Origin of the sequence: Serratia sp. ME47 (genome assembly GCF_903970925.1) — a bacterium.
Lineage (GTDB): Bacteria > Pseudomonadota > Gammaproteobacteria > Enterobacterales > Enterobacteriaceae > Serratia > Serratia ureilytica.
Map to the genome: position 1 here is coordinate 1 of NZ_CAJCKE010000031.1, position 18,546 is coordinate 18,546.

An 18,546-nucleotide genomic window follows, 5' to 3' on the forward strand; every position below is an offset into this window, starting at 1 on the left:
GCCGAACTCAGAAGTGAAACGCCGTAGCGCCGATGGTAGTGTGGGGTCTCCCCATGCGAGAGTAGGACACTGCCAGGCATCAAACAAAGCCGAAAGCCCTGAACTGACGTTCAGGGCTTTTTGCTGTGCGTAAAACGCAAAAAAGCGCAGCTACGCTGCGCTGCTTTCCCCTCCTTCTTCTCCGTCAGCGAGCCAGAGAAAAGGCCCCGAAGGGCCTTTGATTAGGGTGTGTTTGCTTTTTTCACTTATTATTCGGTCAATGCGAGCTGCCCTGAGAAATGCCCAGCCCGGTTTGCGAACGAACAAACTGCGCCCGGAAGCGTTCCCGCTCTTGCTGCCCGGCCAGTGAGCTGTCGGTGATCGAGAACAGCCAGGTGCCGACAAAGGCCACGATCATCGAGAACAGCGCCGGGTATTCGTACGGGTAAATCGGTTTCTCATGGCCGAGGATCTGCACCCAGATCGTCGGGCCGAGGATCATCAGAATCACCGCTGTCAGCAGGCCTAACCAGCCGCCAATCATCGCGCCGCGGGTCGTCAAACGCGACCAGTACATCGACAGGATGATGATAGGGAAGTTACAGCTGGCGGCGATGGAGAACGCCAGCCCGACCATAAAGGCGATATTCTGCTTCTCGAACAAAATCCCCAGGGCAATGGCGACCAGGCCTAATACCACGACGGTGATCTTGGAGACCTTCAGCTCATCGCGCTCGGTCGCCTTGCCGTTTTTAATCACGCTGGCGTACAGATCGTGGGACACGGCCGAGGCGCCGGCCAGCGTCAGGCCCGCAACCACCGCCAGAATGGTGGCGAACGCCACCGCCGAGATAAAGCCGAGGAAGAAGTTGCCGCCAACGGCATTGGCCAGATGCACCGCCGCCATGTTGGTGCCGCCCAGCAGCGCGCCGGTGGCGTCTTTGAACGCCGGATTGGCGCTGACCAGCAAGATGGCGCCGAAGCCGATGATAAAGGTCAGAATATAGAAGTAACCGATAAAGCCGGTGGCGTAGAACACGCTCTTGCGCGCTTCCTTGGCGTCACTCACGGTGAAGAAACGCATCAAGATGTGCGGCAGACCGGCGGTGCCGAACATCAGCGCCAGGCCAAGCGACAGCGCGGAAATCGGATCGGACACCAGCCCGCCGGGGCTCATGATGGCGATGCCTTTCGGATGCACCTTCACCGCTTCGGCGAACAGGGTATTGAAGTCGAAGTTAACCGACTTCATCACCATCAGCGCCATAAAGCTGGCGCCGGCCAACAGCAGCACCGCTTTGATGATCTGCACCCAGGTGGTGGCCAGCATGCCGCCGAACAGCACGTACAGTACCATCAGGATGCCGACCAGGATCACCGCCACATGGTAGTTGAGCCCGAACAGCAGCTGGATCAGCTTGCCGGCGCCGACCATCTGCGCGATCAGATACAACGCCACCACCACCAACGAGCCGCAGGCCGAGAGGGTGCGGATCGGTTTCTGCTGCAGACGGTAAGAGGCGACATCGGCGAAGGTATAGCGGCCGAGATTACGCAGGCGTTCCGCGATCAGGAACAGAATGATCGGCCAGCCGATGAGGAAGCCGATGGAGTAGATCAGGCCGTCATAGCCCGAGGTATAGACCAGTGCGGAGATGCCGAGGAACGAGGCGGCGGACATAAAGTCGCCGGCGATCGCCAGCCCGTTTTGCAGACCGGTGATGCGCCCGCCCGCGGTGTAGTAGTCCTGACGGGAACGGGTGCGCTTGGAGGCCCAATAGGTGATGTAGAGCGTGGCGCCGACAAACAGGATAAACATCACGATCGCCTGGATGTTCAGCGGCTGACGATGCACCTCGCCGCCAATGGCGTCGGCGCAGGCCAGGCCCGGCAGCAACAGCAGCGCGGCGGCGGACAATAAGCGCTTCATTGTTTCACCTCGCGCAGAATCTCTGCGGTGAGGCGATCGAATTCGCCGTTGGCGCGGAACACATAGATCCCGGTCAAGACGAAAGAGATCACGATCAGCCCGACGCCGACCGGGATCCCGCGGGTAATGGTCGATCCGGCGGCGATCGGCGTGCCGAGCCATTGGGGATCGAAGGCGATCAACAAAATGAAGCCGACGTACAGCGCCAGCGTAATCAGCGAAAGCAGCCAGGCGAACCGGCCGCGTTTTCTCACCAGCTCTTTAAAGCGCGGGTTTTCTTCAATCCCTTGATAAATGGTGTCATTCATCAGAGTGTCTCCAGTAGGTATTGATAGAGTACGCCGCGCCAGGGCCGCTCAACGGCGCGTTATCCGAATGAGCGGCCTGAAGCGGCGTAAATTATGACGGCACTTTCATTGATTGTTTTTCTTCCAACAGCTTGTCGACTACAGCCGGATCCGCCAGCGTGGAGGTATCCCCCAGGTTGCTGGTGTCGCCGGCGGCAATTTTGCGCAGGATACGCCGCATGATCTTGCCGGAGCGCGTTTTGGGCAGCGAGTCTGTCCAGTGCAGCACGTCCGGCGTGGCGATCGGCCCTATCTCTTTGCGCACCCAGTTGCGCACTTCGGCATAGAGCTCCGGCGTCGGTTCTTCGCCGTGGTTCAGCGTGATATAGGCGTAGATCGCCTGGCCTTTGATGTTATGAGGAATGCCGACCACCGCCGCTTCGGCGATTTTCGGGTGAGATACCAGCGCGGACTCGATCTCGGCGGTGCCCAAACGGTGGCCGGAGACGTTCAGCACGTCATCGACGCGGCCGGTGATCCAGTAGTAACCGTCCTCGTCGCGGCGGGCGCCGTCGCCGCTGAAATACATGCCTTTGAAGGTCGAGAAGTAGGTTTGCTCGAAGCGGTCATGATCGCCGAACAGGGTGCGCGCCTGGCCCGGCCAGGAATCGACGATCACCAGGTTGCCTTCGCAGGCGCCTTCCTGCGGCGTGCCGACATTATCGACCAGCGCCGGCTGTACGCCGAAGAAAGGCCGCGTGGCGGAACCGGCCTTCAGCTCGGTGGCGCCCGGCAGCGGGGTAATCATGAAGCCGCCGGTTTCAGTTTGCCACCAGGTGTCGACGATCGGGCATTTGGCGTTGCCTATCTTGTTGTAGTACCACTCCCAGGCTTCCGGGTTGATCGGTTCGCCGACCGAGCCCATGATGCGCAGCGAATCGCGCCGGGTGCCTTCGATCGCCTTGTCGCCTTCGGCCATCAGGGCACGAATGGCGGTCGGCGCGGTATACAGAATGTTGACCTGGTGTTTGTCTATCACCTGCGACAGACGATTGACGCCCGGATAGTTAGGTACGCCTTCGAACATCAGCGTGGTGGCGCCGCAGGCCAGCGGGCCGTACAGCAGATAGCTGTGACCGGTGACCCAGCCCACGTCGGCGGTGCACCAGTAAATGTCGCCGTCGTGATAGTCGAACACATACTTAAAGGTCATCGCGGCGTACACCAGGTAGCCGCCAGTGGTGTGCAGCACGCCTTTTGGCTTGCCGGTCGAGCCGGAGGTGTACAGGATAAACAGCGGATCTTCGGCGTTCACTTCTTCCGGCGGGCAATCGGCGGAAACGCCCTGGGTCAGCTCATGCCACCACAGATCGCGCCCTTCCTGCCAGTAACCCGGTTTGCCGGTGCGCTGGAACACCACGACGTTGGCCACACTGACCACGCCGGGGTTTTTCAGCGCATCGTCGACGTTCTTTTTCAGCGGCACGGCACGGCCGGCGCGCAGGCCTTCATCGGCGGTGATCACCAGTTTGGCGTTGGAGTCGATAATGCGCCCGGCGACCGCTTCCGGTGAGAAGCCGCCGAAGATCACCGAATGTACGGCGCCGATGCGGGCGCAGGCCAGCATCGCGACCGCCGCTTCCGGCACCATCGGCATATAGATAGCCACCACGTCGCCTTTTTTCACGCCGAGCTTTTTCAGCACGTTGGCGAATTGGCAGACATCATGGTGCAGCTGTTTGTAGGTCACTTTCTTGGATTGGGTCGGGTCATCGCCTTCCCAGATAATGGCGGTCTGGTCGCCGCGCTCGGCCAAATGACGGTCCAGGCAGTTGGCCGCCAGGTTCAACGTGCCGTCTTCAAACCAACGGATGCTGACGTGGCCCGGATCGAACGAGGTGTTTTTGACTTTGGTATAGGGTTTGATCCAGTCCAGGATTTTGCCATGCTCACCCCAGAAAGCTTCTGGGTCTTGAACCGACTGTTGATAATACTGTTGGTATTGTGCCGGATTAATCAGGGCGCGTTCTGCAATTGCAGAAGGAATAGCGTGTTTATGCAGTTGGCTCATAGCTTTTCTCCTTGAAGTTGTTAATGATATGTCAACTGAAGGTTAAGTATAGTTTGCTACGATTCTTTGTTTCTTTTTTGCGCGGCAGATCACGCAACAAAGATATTGATTTGTAATAGTTCTGTCGCATTTGCAGTACGTATCTATCTATTTGGCGTTTAAATCATCATAAACCCGCTTTTTTAGCCAAAAACACTTATCTAAAGAACAAAAAAGAATAAACAAAGGCGAGGGTATTTGCCTTGCGCTTAATAAGGGTGGGAGAGACCGACATTATTTCGCGCTATAAATCTTTTTTGATTATTTTTCGCTATTAATATTCGAAGTTGGTATTAACGCGATATAACGATGGACGGCACATCGTGAAATAACGTTCTATTAACGTTTAATTCCTGATGAAAACTCGGGAAATACCGTGTGGCATTCATCCTGCTGAATTGTTCGATTTTTAATCGGAATATAAAACGGCGCTGCATTTATGGGTGAAAATGTCACTCGGGCAATTCCCATTTATTTGACTTTTGAGTAACAAAATATAAACATTTGATGCGGACTAAATATGCAGAATGGACGAAAAATAACGCATTTTAATCGCGTTCAAAAAAACGTCGCCGGCGCGGTTATGTGCTTCATTATATGAAAAATTATGTTTTTAATAACAAGCAATTATGCCATTTGAAATAGTTGCGCGAATTTTTTGTGATTCGATTCAGCGCTCAACCCTGACAAATCAAGGCTTGCAGAGCATGCCGCCCGGATGATACAGATTTATACTGCGTCGCACCCAGGGCAGGTGAACGCTTCCACTGAATTAACATAAGCCTGTAATAAATGATTAAGTATTCTTTTCGCCGTGTTGCGACTTTGTACGGCGCAAAGAGTCTTTGAGGACTTTTTGGGTATGAAAAGTGTAAAAATTAGCCTGGCTTGGCAAATCCTGATCGCGTTGGTGCTGGGTATTATTGTTGGCGCGGTATTGCACAACCAGACCGAATCTCGTGAGTGGCTGGTGAGCAATATTCTCAGCCCGGCGGGTGATATCTTTATTCGTCTGATTAAGATGATTGTGGTGCCGATCGTTATTTCCACGCTGATCGTCGGTATTGCCGGCGTGGGGGATGCGAAAAAGCTGGGCCGCATCGGATTGAAAACCATTATTTACTTCGAAGTGATCACCACGATCGCCATCGTGGTGGGGCTCACCTTGGCCAACGTCTTCCAACCGGGCCACGGCATCGATATGTCGACGCTGACCACGGTGGACATTTCGCAGTATGAGAAAACCACCGAACAGGTGCAAAGCGGTTCGCACAGCCTGGTGGCGACCATTCTGTCGCTGATCCCGTCGAACGTCTTCTCGTCGATGGCCAAGGGCGACATGCTGCCGATTATCTTCTTCTCGGTGCTGTTCGGTCTGGGGCTGTCGTCGTTGCCGAAAGAGACCAAAGAGCCGCTGCTGAAGGTCTTCAAAGCCGTGTCCGAGAGCATGTTCAAAGTCACCCACATGATCATGCGCTATGCGCCGATCGGGGTGTTTGGTCTGATTTCGGTCACGGTGGCGAACTTCGGTTTCGCTTCGCTGCTGCCGTTGGCCAAGCTGGTGGTGCTGGTGTACTTCGCCATCGCGTTCTTCGCCCTGGTGGTGCTGGGGGCGGTCGCTCGGCTGTGCAACCTGCGCATCTGGACGCTGATCCGCATCCTGAAAGACGAACTGATCCTGGCTTATTCCACCGCCAGTTCGGAAACGGTGCTGCCGCGCATCATCGAAAAGATGGAGGCTTACGGCGCGCCCAAGTCGATCACCAGTTTCGTGGTGCCGACCGGTTACTCCTTTAATTTGGATGGTTCGACGCTGTACCAGAGCATCGCCGCCATCTTTATCGCCCAGCTGTACGGCATCGAGCTGTCGTTGGGGCAGGAGATCGTGCTGGTGCTGACGCTGATGGTGACCTCGAAAGGGATCGCCGGCGTGCCGGGCGTCTCGTTCGTGGTGCTGCTGGCGACGTTGGGCAGCGTCGGCATTCCGCTGGAAGGCCTGGCGTTTATCGCTGGCGTGGACCGTATCCTGGATATGGCGCGCACCGCGCTGAACGTCGTGGGCAACGCGCTGGCGGTACTGGTTATCGCCAAGTGGGAGCACCAGTTCGATCGCAAGAAGGCGCTGGCCTACGAAACGGAGTTCCTGGCGCAGAAGGTGAAGCCGGCCAATCAAGGCTAATCACCGGCTAGCGGGATATGAAAACGCCCCGGGCATCCGTGCCCGGGGCGATTTGTTTTTATGCCCTTTCAGCCTGCCACTTTCTTTTCTCTGCCCCCGCTGCGTCGCTTGCATCCCCGCTTAACAGAATCTAAAGTGTTACCAAATTATTGTAAATGATAATAGATGTTATTATCATTTTCATTTGATGATGTATGGAGACACACAAAAGCCGTTGAACGGCGGGGTATCGCCCGTTCGGCGCTTTTATTCAGGCTTATCAAAGGTAGGTAACATGTCGGACACCGCTTTGGCCTCTGAATGGTTGCAGCTGGCGCCAGCGCAGCTTGATTTCTGGGAAGAATACACCTTGCACCCTGGGCAGGCCTTATCCACCGTCGCCCATTGCACCGAACTGTGCGGCGCAATAGAGGAAGCGGCGCTCTGCCGGGCGATCGCCGCCACCCTCGCCGAGACGCAGGCGTTTGCCCTGCGCTTTGGCGAACGGCGTGGCGACCATCCTCCGCCGCTACGGCACGAGCCACAGCGCATACCGTCATTGCAACGTATCGATCTGCAAACGCATCGCGATCCCTGGCAGGCGGCGCAAAGCCTGATGCACGAGGATATCGCGCAGCACCGGGCGTTGCACCGCGAACCGTTAGCCGCCGCCTGGCTGCTGAAGCTGGGACCGGAGCGTTACCTCTGGTACGTGCGTGCGCACCATATTCTGGTCGACGGTTTCGGCATGGCGCTAATCGAACACCGCTGCGCCGCGCTATATGCGCACTACCTCGGCCAGGGGAGCGCGGGCATCCCTTTGGGTGCTTTCGCCCCCTTTCAACAGGCCGAGTTGGCCTACGTCGATTCAGAACGCTGCGAGCGCGATCGGCGCTTTTGGCAGGCCTATCTGCCGCCGTCGCAGGCGCTGCCGACGGTGCGTAAGGGCGGCGGGGAGTATGGCGTGCGACGCCTGAGCGTCAACCGTCGGTTGCCGACAGAAGTCGCGCAACGTCTGGCGCAGCAGTCGGAACGCAGTGGCATCAATTGGCCCGACTTGCTGGTGGCGCTGTCGGCGGCCTGGCTGTTTCAGGTCATGCCGCGCCACGCCCGGCAGGGCGATGCGTTGCCGATGTGGATGCCGGCAATGAATCGCCGCGGGCAAGCCGCCACCAACGTCCCTTCGCTGGCGGTTAATACCCTGCCGCTGCTGGTATCGCCGTCGCCAATGGAGACGCTGGGGAGCTTTCTGACCACCCTGACGCAGCAGCTGCGCGAGCTGCGCAGCCACGCCGGCTATCGTCTGCGCCAACTGGCCGCCGATCGCGGCGTGGATCCGAACTCGCGCTTCTTTATTTCTCCCTTCATCAACGTGCAACCCTTCGATGCGCCCCGTTTTGTCGGCTGTCGCGGCGCACGGCGCGTATTGGCCGGCGGCTCGGGCGACGGTTTCAACCTGACGTATCGCGGCCGCACCGACGCCCGCGATCTGCAGGTGGATATCGATATTTATCTGGAACAGTTCCCGACGGAGGATGCGCTGGACTATGGCGAGGCGCTGCAAGAATTTCTGCTGCGCGCGCTGCAGCGGGAAGCCTGGGAGCAACCGCTCGCGGCCCTGACGGCATTGCCCGCCTGATAACCTGCGGGCGGGGGATATCCCCGCCCGAGTGGTGTGGCTTCAGCTGGTCAGTAACGCCGCCACTTCGCGCGCATTCTTGCACGGCAAGAGCGCACTGCTCACCAGCCGGGTGCCGAAAGCGTCATTGAGGCGCTCCGCCACCTGTTTGATATGCGGCAGCTTCAGCCCCATGGCGATAAACGCCGTCTCTTCTCCCCATTCCGGGCGCGGCGTCACGCCGATCGCCTGCCAATAGATGGTCAGGATCTCTGCGCTGCGCGCCAAAGGCGCGTTCGGCGGCGGGGCTGCGCAGGCGTTCAGCGCCGGCGCGGTTTGCCGCTGGCTCAGGTCGGCGCGGATACGATGGCGGTCGGTTTTGCCGTTGGCAGACAGCGGCAGCGCCTCGGCGTGGATAAAGCGCGTGGGAATATGGGTACAGGGCAGATAGCCGGTGGCGAAGGCGCGGATCTCGGACAGCGGCAGCGGCTTGCCGTCGCGGGTCAGATACAGGGCGCCGAGCGCCGCCTCGTTGTTCTCTCCGCTGGGATAATCCACCACCACCATATCCCGGATCGCCGGATGGCGGCGCAGCACGTCTTCGATTTCCGGCAGCGAGACGCGCACGCCGCGGATCTTCACATAGCCGTTCACCCGGGTGGCGAACATGATGTTGCCGTCCGGACGGTAATAGCCCTGATCGCCGGTGCGGAAAGCGTGCTGCGGCTGCCCGTCCGGCCCTGCGAGGGTGACGAAGTCGTGCTGCTTCAGCTCCCCCTGCTCCAGGTAGCCCAACGCCAGGTTGACCCCGGCGGTATGGATGCGGCCGACCACGCCGGCCGGGCAGTGGCTGCCGTCGTCATGGCAGATGAAATAGCGGTTGGCCGGCAGCGGGCGGCCGTAAGGCACGGTGCCGCTCTCCTGCGGGGCGATCGGGTGCCAGATGCTCCAGATGGTGGTTTCGGTCGGCCCGCCGAGTGAGAACAGAGTGAGATCCGGGCGCAGAGTGCGCAGGGTTTGCACCGTCGCTGGCTTTATGTAGTCGCCGCCCTGCGCCACCAAGCGCAGCGAGCGCAGGCTGTCGGCCGTTTTACAGGTGAGCAGCATCTCCAGAATGGCGGGCACCGAGCACCACAGGCTGACCCGATGTTTTTCCACCAGTTGGTTCCAACTGATGGCGTCTTTTTCCTGATGCGGCGCCGGCAGCACCAGCGTGGCGCCGGCGCACAGCGAACCGAACAGATCGAACATCGACATGTCATGGTGCGGCGGCGTCACGGAAATAAAGACGTCGTCGGCGGTGACTCTCCAGCGCTGTTGGGTTTGGTGCACGACATTGGCGGTGGCGCGGTTGTTGAGCACCACGCACTTGGGTTTACCGGTGGTGCCGGAGGTATACAGGTAATAGCTCGCGGCCTGGCTGGCGCTGCGTTCCGTCAACGCCTGTTCATCCGGCAGCGCGGGCGCGCGATCCGTCGGCGTCAGCAGGGTAGCCGGCGTCACGCCGATCGGCGTCTCCAGATCGCCGCCGTGCACCACCAGCGTCGGCCGGCAGTTCTCCAGCAGGTAGGCGGTGCGCTCCGGCGGCGAGTTGATGTCGATAGGCACCCAGATCACCCCCTGTAGGGCGCAGGCGAGGCTGAAGATGATCTGTTCCGGGCTGCGCGGCAAATACAGCGCCACCACGTTGCCCGGCTGTACGCCGCGGCTCTGCAGGTTGGCGATCGCCGTGGCGATCCGCCGGCCCAGCTCGCGATAGGTCAGCGTCTGCTCGCCACAGATAAGCGCGTTGCCGCCGTTATGCGCGCCGAACAGCCGCTCGGCCAGCTGCGCCAGATAAGGATAAGGCGCGTAATTCGCTTCGCTGTCGTTGTGGCGGTAATGCGCCAGATCGATGAAATCTCGCGGGGCGATCGCCAGATCGGCGCGTTGGCAACTGTGCAGGATGCGCCGCTGCAAGGCCGCCAGCATGGCCGCTACCTGCTCGCCGTGCAGAGCCTGCTCGGCGTAATCCACGCACAGCTGCAGGTTTTTTTCGCTGTCCAGCGTCAGACGGATATCAATGGCGACCTGCGGCGTTTGGGTCAGGCCATCGTGGAAGCGCACCGGCGCCTCGGCCGGCAGCGTTTCCCAACCCAAACAGTTGGTCAGGATCACCGGCAGCGCCGGGCCGCCCTGGCTTTGGCCGAGCAACTGACGCGCCAGATCGACGCCGGAAAACGCCAGGTGATCGAGCGCGCCGAGCACATCGTCCTGCAAGGCTTGCGCGCGCTGGATAAAGTCTTCGCCATAGCGCGAATAGCGCACCGCCACGAAGCTGGAGGCGTTGCCCAGCGCGCCGTCGGCGGCGGGGAACGCCACCGGCACCCCGACGCACAGCTCCCCGTCGGTGGTCCAGTGGGCCAGCGTATCGAGGATCAGCGCCGAGAGCAGGCTGTTGCGCAGCAGCGCATGCGGCGATCCCAGGCGGCCGAGTTGTTTGACCGTGTCGTGCGGCAGCGTCAGGGTGGCGCGGCGATAGCGTGATGCGGTGAGATTGGCGAGCGGGGCGCGCCACGGCAACGCCGACGGGGTGGTAACATCCTGCAGCTTCTCGCGCCAATAGGCGGCATCGGCCTGGCGTTGCGCCGCCGATGCCGCAGGGGGCGGCAGCGCGGCGGCGGTCGGCGTCAGAGGGCGATCGTCGAACAGGCGCGCGATCACGGCGGAGATCCCCTGGCCGTCGAGGATCAAGGCATCAAAGCTGGTAAAGATCAGCGTATCGTACGGCGATCCCGTCGGATCCTGCTGTTCGGCAAGTTGGATCACGGCGATGCGCCACAGCGGTTGGCTCGGATCGTGGCGCTGGTGGGAGTAACGCTCGCGCAGTTGTTCCGTCTGGCGCTGCGCCGCTTCGTCATCCAGCGAGCGCAGGTCGTGGCGATCCAGATGCAGCGTGATTTCCGGGCGCACGTGCTGCGTGCCGCGCTGCATATCGATGCAGGTGCGCAACGCTGGGTAGTGCTGTACCAGCTCGGCCAGGCGCGCTTCAAGGCGCGGCACATCCCGCTGCCGGGCGCGGTATTCGCGGAAGTCGTGCATCGCCACGCCGCCGAGCGGCCATCGATCGCTGCGGCCGAGAAGATAGGCCTGCTGCAGTGCGGTTAATGGTGTCTCCATGGTGCTTCCCTATAGTCGCTAACCGATTAAAACGTGCCGGACGTCGCGCGCCCGGAAACCGATCTCAGTGCTGCGGCGCCAGCGCGGCGAGCAGCGTTTTCGCATGCCGTCCTGCCTCGGGCGAGCGTTGGCAGATCAATGCCGCCAGTGCCGCCGGAGAGGGATGCGCCGCCAGATCCTGCGCCGTCAGCGCCGCCGCCAGATATTTGTTGAGCACCGTCAGCAGCGCGTTCACCCCAGCATCCGGCAGAGGCAACCGGTGGATATCGTCGTGGTCGTGCAAGCCGGCCTCCGGAGCCACCCGCGCCAGCAGCCGGTGCAGCACCTGGCGCACCGGCGCCTGCTGCGCCAGCGCGTCGGGGGTACACTGCGCCAGCAGTTGCGACAGCGGGCGATCGAACGCCCCCGCTTGCCGCGCGGCCAGGTGCAGCAGCGCCCGGTAACAGGCCAGCAGGCGTGGCAGCGCGTGCTCGGGAAACGCGTCCAGCCGCACGTCCCAGTTGATCAGAATGCCGTCGTCGACGTGGGCGACCTGCGCATCCAGCGCGACCTGCGGCCCCTGAGAGATGACCCAGCCGAGAGGGCCGAAGGTGTTGGCGACCCGTTCGGAAAACAGCGTCTTGCCGCGGATGCCGAAACCGGCGGTAAACACCACCGGCGAAGGCTGCAGGCTGCCGTGCAGGCGTGACAGATCGCGCATCACGCTGACGCCGGGATAAGCTGCATGCTCGATCAGCTCCGCCAGCTGCGCCATCAGGCGTTGGCAGAAGGCGTTCAGGTTTTCCGTCGGGTTCAATTCCACGCCGAGCAATACCAGATTAGAGAAGTCGCCGACGAGGCGGTGCGCGTCTTCCCGTTCGCTCTCGCGGTGGAACAGCGGCACGTTGAGCCGGAAGCGCGTCATGTTCCAACCCTGGCTGACGGCCAGCGCGAACAGCGCCAGAAACAGCGTCGAGAGGGAGGTGTGGTGCCGCTTGGCCACGCTCTCCAGCGCGCGGCTTTCTTCTGCATTCAACTGGATGGCCAAACGATCGCTGCGGCAGCGGTCCGGCGTGCGCAGCAGGCGCGGCGCCGGCGGCACCTGCGCCAGGCGAGCACGCCACCAACGCTGGCCGCGTTCGCGCCGCTGGCGCAGCGCCTCGTCGGCGTTGCGTCGTTCGAGGTGATCGAAGTAGGCCGGCGGCGCGTCATGGGAGGGCGCCGCCGGACACTGGTGATAAAACGCCGTCAGATCCTCCATCAGCAGGCGAAAGCTCATGGCATCGCCGGCGATCATGTCGAGATCGACGTGCAAGCGGCTGCGCCCTTCCGGCAGCAGGCTCAGGCTGATATCGCAGGGAACGCCCTGTTCCAGCGGCAGCAGCTGGGTGCTTTTCGCCTGGCGTTTGGCGGCGAGCGCGGCCGCCAGCGTCGCTTCATCGGCGTGTCGCCAGTCGTCGAGATGCAAGGTATGCCGGGGACCGGGGGGCGCGATCGTCTGTCGGCCATCGTCGGTAATGCGCAGGCGCAGCAGCGGATGATGCAGGTACAACATCTCTACGGCCTGGCGGAGCCGAGCGGCATCCAGCTCGCCGCCGTCGAACTCCGCATACAGGTGGGCGGCCATGCCGCCCAGAGGGGGAGCGGACTGTCGGCCTACCCAATAGGCGGCCTGCATCGTGGTTAACGCTTTCATCGGGTATCCATTTTGATTCAGCCAACGAGACTGCAAGAATATATCCAAATGTTAATAGGAATGAAAATTATTATTATTTGATCCATTTGGCGCACGGGTGCTATCTATAAGGCGTTTTAGCAACACCGAGCAGAGAGGGCGTTGGGTGTGAATAATTTATCTATATTATTCTTAGCATTGAAATGATTGCTTGTTATTGCAGCGCTCGTTTTTCCTGCGAAAGTATAAGGGTTTCTGGCAGTTATCTTGTCAGCCCCCACACCTTTGTTGATAATGATTTGCATTAGAAAATGCAAAATATTATCATTCTTAACATTATTTTACGTTTTTATACAAGCTGCCGGCCGCTCCGCCGGCGGCTTGGCCGTGGACGGGGCCGCGCCCGTTCGGCCGCGAAAGACATGGGTTTGCCGCAGGGATAAGCAACAGCAAGGCCGGGAAGGCCGCAGCGTCATGATCTGTGTGAGTGTCGATGTAGGTTGTGTAAAAAAAAATCAAATTTTGTGCACCTCTGGGATGAAAGGAGAAGACATCTATGGGCAAGCATTTTGCGGCTCAACGGCATGAAAGCGTAGGAAACGGGGAAAAGGCGGGGTTGAAAGCCATTGGGGCATTTTCCTCCGTATTTTTAGGGGTTTGTTCACTGGCGATCGGTAACGTCAACGCGGCGGAAACGAAGAGCAACGAAACCTACCAGGACGCGGAAACCCTGCTGGTCACCGGTGAGAAGATCAAACGGTCCATTTTCGACACCGGCTCCAGCGTGCAGGTGTTCGACAGCAACCGCATCGCCTCGATGCCCGATGCGGTGCAGATCCCCGATCTGCTGCGCATGACCCCCAACGTGGTGGATCTGGGCATCGGCAACGAACTGCCGACCGTGCGCGGCATCGACGGTTCCGGCCCGAACGTCGGCGCCAACGCTTTCCTCAGCGGCACCCGCCCGCGCCTCAATCTGTCATTGGACGGCCGTTCGCTGACTTATAACGAACAGGCGTTCGGTCCGCAGTCGCTGTGGGATCTGGATCGCGTCGAAGTGTTCCTCGGCCCGCAAAGCTACATCCAGGGGCGCAACGCCATCGCCGGCGCCATCGTCATGGCCAGTAAGGATCCGACCTTCGAGTGGGAAAGCGCCTTCAAGGGCGGGGCCGGCAACCAGCACTCTTCACAGTTGGCGGCCATGGCGTCCGGCCCGCTGGTGGAAGATCAGCTGGCGTTCCGCGTCAGCGTCGATCGCCAGCGCCGCCGCAGCGAGGCCGATCTGCCGGCCTATGCGCCAGTGGGCGACCCGCGCGAAGTGGAAGCCACCACTGCCCGCGCCAAGCTGTTGTTCAACCCGGCCGGCCTGCGCGATCTGACTACCAAGCTGACCTTTAACCACTTCGGCAGCACCGCGCCACAGAACGAAAGCCTCAACCCGCAGCCGCACCCGACCAATCCGCGTCACGATCCGCGCCGCGCCGTGTTCAAAAGCAACATGAACAGCACCATCTGGGATCTGGCCTGGGAGGCCTCCGATGCGCTGACGTTTGAAAACCGCGTTATCTATACCGATTTCAACATCAACCGTCCGACCGCTTACAACATCCAATACGCCGAGATCGACGGCCAGGAAGTTCACGTAGAGCCGGTGGTGCGCTTCGGCGGCGCGGACAGCCGTCTGCACGGGCTGGCGGGGCTGCGTTACTTCCACGGTACGCAGGATGAGTTCGTCAACATCTTCGGCGGATCGACCTTCAAAGATAAAACCGATACCCATTCGGCGTTCGCCGAGCTGACCTATGCGCTGACGCCGCAGGTGGACGTGACCGCCGCCAGCCGGCTGGAACGCGAACACCGTCGCCGCGACGGCGGCAGCCAGGCGGTGCGTATCGACTTCGATGAAACTTACACCGTGTTCCTGCCGAAGCTGGACGTGGCCTGGAAACCGACGGATACCCAAACCTACGGCGCCAAGATCGCACGCGGCTATAACGCCGGCGGCGGCGGCATCACGATCGGCACGCCGGTGGTCAGCTACACCTACGGTTCCGAGTATGTCTGGAACTACGAGCTGTACACCCGCCATCACCTGAAAGACGCCAACGTGGTGCTGACGGGTAACATCTTCTACAACGATTACAAGGATATGCAGCTGCCGTACTCGCTGGGCGAGAACTCTAGCGTGATCCGCAACGCCGACAAGGTGGAAACCTACGGCGCGGAAATCGGCGCTACCTGGCAGCCGCGCTGGGATTTCGAACTGTTCGGCAACCTCGGCCTGTTGAAAACCGACATCAAGAAGTTCTCGGGCAGCGGCGTGGAAGGGCATGAGCTGGCGCGCGCGCCGGCTTACACCGCCAACATGGGCGCCAAATATCAGTTCCTGAAAGGGTGGGAGCTGAGCAGCAATGTGGCGTTTACCGACTCCTACTATTCGCAATACGACAACGACTCGCGCGGGCGCATCGGTTCCTATTGGACGGCCAACGCCCAGCTGGCTTACACCTTCGACTACGGTCGCGCCACGCTGTATGCGAAAAACCTGTTTGATTCCGACCGCCGCGAGATGGTCAGAAGCAATGACATTTACACGGCGACGCTCCAGCGAGGCCGCCTGGTCGGCGCAGCGGTTGAGCTGACTTTCTAACGCTATCGCGGTGACGGGGGACGAATGTCCCCCGTTTTATGCGCTATCCCGGCACGGCCGGGCAAAGGAGATAACGCAGTGATCGGTGATTTTGACAGCATTCTGAGCGATGAAGAGGCCCAGCGGCTGGAGAGCGCGTTTCAGGCGCTGGGCGCGGGGGCGGCGAACGGCGAGCGGCCGGTAAGCGAAGCCGAAGAACGGGCATGGTTTGCCCATCTGCAGCAGGGTGACGCACGCGGGCAGCGGGCGCTGGCCTGGCGCCTGACGGGAGAGGTGGATATCGCCCAACTGACGGCGGCGCTGCAGGCGCTGGTGCGGGAAACGCCGGGCGTGAACGTGCATTACGTTTTTGATGACGAAAACGGTCTGATTAAACGCGCCGCCGATTCGGCGCCGTTGCCGGTGAGCCTGCGTCAGGTGGCGGATGAACAACACGCCATGGATTGCCTGCTGCAGGCGCAGGCGGCGCCGTTTGAACTGGAAGGCGAAGCGCCGCTGCGCTTCTTGCTGTTGCTCACGCCGGGCGGTGACGTGATGTTGGGCGCGGTCTTGCATGACATCCTGGCGGAAACGCTGCCGTGGCGCCACCTGCCGGCGATGATGTCCGCCCGCTATAACGGAGATGCGATGCCTCTGCCTTTCGCGGCGGAGCCGGTCGAGCTGCCGGAAATCCCGGAGCCACAGCTGCCCTGGGCGCGACAGGCGGTCTCGCTGCAGGATTACCGCAGCCCGGCGCAGCGTGCTGAAGCGTTGCCGCCGGTGGGCGCGCGCGTGGTCACGCGCATTGCGCGCTCGCTGTTGCCCGCCAACGACACGCCGCGGGCCTTGCTGGCGGCGGTGGCGGCGCGTTTTGCCGAGTTCGTCGCCACGCAGGCCGGCGGGCAAGCGGTGCAGCTGTGCGTGCCGGCGGCTGAGACGGCGGAGTGCGTCGGCCTGGAACTGGGCCTGACGGCAGCGCCGCTGATGCGCCTGACCGTACGTCACGGCGACGGCGATGCCGGGCAACGGCTGCTGGCGCAGACCGTGGCTGAACAGCCGGATCCGCAGCGGGCGCAGCTGCTGGTGGCCTGGCGCGACGATCTGGCTGCAGAGTGGCGGTTGGAAGGCGTTCACGCCGAACGCCTGTTGCTGCCGCCGCTGCATACGCCGTTTGAACTGGCGCTGCTGTTGAGCTCGCCCGAGGCGGAAACGCTGACGCTGGAGCTGGTCACCGATCCGCGTCTGTCTCCGCACGCGGCGCCTTTCCTGCTGGAGCAGTTCAGCGCGTTCCTGGCCGGGCAGCGGATTGCCGTCGCATTGCCGGCGGCTGAGGCCGTTTCCCCGGCGATGGCCGCGCCGGCGGCGAACGGCGACGCGGACGAAAGCATTGCATCACTGATTTTGCAGGCGTTCAGCGAGGCGCTGGCGGCGCCGGAAATGACCCTGGATGAAGACTTCTTCGATCGCGGCGGCCATTCGCTGGTCGCCACCCGGGTGATCGGCCGCTTGCTGAGCCTCCATCAGATCGAAATCAATATTAACGATCTGTTCAGCCATCCGACGGCGCGCGGGCTGGCGGGGTACGCCAAACGCCTGAACGTCGCGCAGCCGAATGCCGCACCGACGACCGCCGACGATCATGATCGGGCGCAGGCGCCGCTGTCGTTGGCGCAGGAATCGTTGTGGAAGGTGTATGAAGCCTTTGGTCATGACGAGATCTTCAACCTGCCGTTCTCCCTGCGTTTCTTCGATGAGGTGGATGAAACGGCGCTGCGTCAGGCGTTTATCGACGTCATGACTCGCCATACCGTGCTGCGTTCACGCTTCGTCGAGCAGCAGGGGGAGGTGGTGCAGGTGGTGGTGCCGGCCGCCGAACTGTCGGATTACCAATGGTTCCGCTTCTCTCAGGAAACGCCGGCGGGCAACGCCGCCGCCCTGTTGGCCAACGCCGGCCAGCACCGTTTCGATCTGGCCGCCGAGCTGCCGCTGCGCGTCACGCTGCTGCGCGATGCGGACAACGGCCAGCAGCTGCTGTCGCTGCTGTTCCACCACGTGGTATTGGATGAATGGTCGCTCAACCTGATGATGGATGAGCTGGGCGTCGCCTATCGCCATCGCGTCGTCGGCCAGGCGCCGCAGTGGAGCGGACAGCCGCCGCAGTTTCACACCTTCGCCCGGCAGCAGCGGGCCTCCGGGGTGCAGCAGCAACATCTGGATTACTGGCTCGACGCGCTGCGCGGCGCGCCGGTCGGCCAGCCGATCTTCCGGCAAGAACCGTCCACCCATCCGGCGGTGCCGGCGCCGGCGGACGTCAACGGCGGCTGGCTGGAGTTCGAGGTCGATCCCGCCGTGGCGGAAGGCCTGTATCAGCTCGCTCGCCGCAACAACGCTTCGTTGTTTAACGTAGTGTATGCCGGGATTACCTCGGCGCTGCGCCTGCTGGGCGGCCCGGCGGATCTGCTGGTGGGCACCTCGACCTCCGGCCGTAACGACGCCGAGTTCTTCGATACCGTCGGCTACTTCACCACCGTGGTGGTGCACCGCGTGCGCTTCGACGAAGGGCTGACGGTCGCCGGGTTGGTCAGTCAGGTGAAAAACACCATCAATGGCTCGCTGCCATACACCGACATTCCGATCGACCTGGTGGAAGAAGGGCTGTTCGGCGTGGATGCCGACCGCAAAAACCACATGTTCGAAGTGTTCATCCAGATCCACAGCCGCATCAAGCTGAACGGCGAGTTCCGGCTGCAGGACGGCCGTGCGATCGCCTACCGTCAGGTGGAGCCGGAGAAAGCCGAATCGCTGCTCGGCCTGCAGTTTGAGGTGATGGAAGACGATCTGGCCGGGAAGAAATCCCTGCGGGTGATGATGACCTATCGCCAGGATCACTACAGCAGGGAGCAGGCCACTCTGATCGCCGACGGCGTTCAGCACGTCTTTACCCAGTTTGCGCAGCACATCGCTGGCGATATCGCTCTGGCGGCGCTGCCGCCCGGGCCGCAGGCATGACGTTGTTTCACTC

General features: G+C 61.3%; 9 protein-coding genes. 4 read left to right on the forward strand and 5 right to left on the reverse strand.

From position 1 onward, the window contains the following. Positions 1–256: 256 nt before the first annotated feature. The 3 genes from actP to acs form a co-directional block, all read right to left on the reverse strand. The gene (gene actP / locus H7A77_RS22110; RefSeq protein ID WP_004930048.1) at positions 257–1,909 is read right to left on the reverse strand and encodes a cation/acetate symporter ActP; all 1,653 of its coding nucleotides are present in this window, start codon (positions 1,907–1,909) and stop codon (positions 257–259) included. Beyond that, entirely contained in the window at positions 1,906–2,217 is a 312-nt protein-coding gene (locus H7A77_RS22115; protein WP_004930047.1) for a DUF485 domain-containing protein, read from the reverse strand. The genes actP and H7A77_RS22115 overlap by 4 nt, the downstream gene beginning before the upstream one ends. A 91-nt stretch (positions 2,218–2,308) precedes the next feature. Next, positions 2,309–4,267 (reverse strand): acetate--CoA ligase, encoded by a 1,959-nt coding sequence (gene acs, locus H7A77_RS22120; protein ID WP_033652607.1) that lies wholly within the window; start codon positions 4,265–4,267, stop codon positions 2,309–2,311. Between the two features lie 901 nt (positions 4,268–5,168). Here acs and gltP point away from each other — a divergent pair. Together gltP and H7A77_RS22130 are read left to right on the forward strand one after the other, a co-directional pair. Next, positions 5,169–6,485: a glutamate/aspartate:proton symporter GltP gene (gltP, locus tag H7A77_RS22125; protein WP_033641576.1), complete on the forward strand. Its 1,317-nt coding sequence runs from the start codon at positions 5,169–5,171 to the stop codon at positions 6,483–6,485. Positions 6,486–6,759: 274 nt separating this feature from the next. Further along, positions 6,760–8,103: a condensation domain-containing protein gene (locus H7A77_RS22130; RefSeq protein ID WP_182074662.1), complete on the forward strand. Its 1,344-nt coding sequence runs from the start codon at positions 6,760–6,762 to the stop codon at positions 8,101–8,103. A gap of 42 nt (positions 8,104–8,145) precedes the next feature. On the opposite strand, the gene H7A77_RS22135 is transcribed toward H7A77_RS22130, so the two are convergent. Further along, positions 8,146–11,241, reverse strand: coding sequence for an amino acid adenylation domain-containing protein (locus tag H7A77_RS22135; RefSeq protein ID WP_182074663.1), 3,096 nt, complete (start codon positions 11,239–11,241; stop codon positions 8,146–8,148). A gap of 64 nt (positions 11,242–11,305) precedes the next feature. Then, positions 11,306–12,916, reverse strand: coding sequence for a condensation domain-containing protein (locus H7A77_RS22140; RefSeq protein ID WP_182074664.1), 1,611 nt, complete (start codon positions 12,914–12,916; stop codon positions 11,306–11,308). Positions 12,917–13,451: 535 nt separating this feature from the next. Between H7A77_RS22140 and H7A77_RS22145 the strand changes: the two genes are divergently transcribed. Continuing rightward, the gene (locus tag H7A77_RS22145) at positions 13,452–15,545 is read left to right on the forward strand and encodes a TonB-dependent receptor (RefSeq protein WP_182074665.1); all 2,094 of its coding nucleotides are present in this window, start codon (positions 13,452–13,454) and stop codon (positions 15,543–15,545) included. Between the two features lie 78 nt (positions 15,546–15,623). Beyond that, positions 15,624–18,533 carry a condensation domain-containing protein gene (locus H7A77_RS22150; protein WP_182074666.1) on the forward strand — a complete coding sequence of 970 codons (2,910 nt, stop codon included), beginning with the start codon at positions 15,624–15,626 and terminating at the stop codon, positions 18,531–18,533. Positions 18,534–18,546: the final 13 nt, after the last annotated feature.

Bases quoted from the DNA above. Each gene is read 5' to 3' on its own strand.
- actP (WP_004930048.1), bottom strand. From the start codon at position 1,909: ATGAAGCGCTTATTGTCCGCCGCCGCGCTGCTGTTGCTGCCGGGCCTG.
- H7A77_RS22115 (WP_004930047.1), bottom strand. From the start codon at position 2,217: ATGAATGACACCATTTATCAAGGGATTGAAGAAAACCCGCGCTTTAAA.
- acs (WP_033652607.1), bottom strand. From the start codon at position 4,267: ATGAGCCAACTGCATAAACACGCTATTCCTTCTGCAATTGCAGAACGC.
- gltP (WP_033641576.1), top strand. From the start codon at position 5,169: ATGAAAAGTGTAAAAATTAGCCTGGCTTGGCAAATCCTGATCGCGTTG.
- H7A77_RS22130 (WP_182074662.1), top strand. From the start codon at position 6,760: ATGTCGGACACCGCTTTGGCCTCTGAATGGTTGCAGCTGGCGCCAGCG.
- H7A77_RS22135 (WP_182074663.1), bottom strand. From the start codon at position 11,241: ATGGAGACACCATTAACCGCACTGCAGCAGGCCTATCTTCTCGGCCGC.
- H7A77_RS22140 (WP_182074664.1), bottom strand. From the start codon at position 12,916: ATGAAAGCGTTAACCACGATGCAGGCCGCCTATTGGGTAGGCCGACAG.
- H7A77_RS22145 (WP_182074665.1), top strand. From the start codon at position 13,452: ATGGGCAAGCATTTTGCGGCTCAACGGCATGAAAGCGTAGGAAACGGG.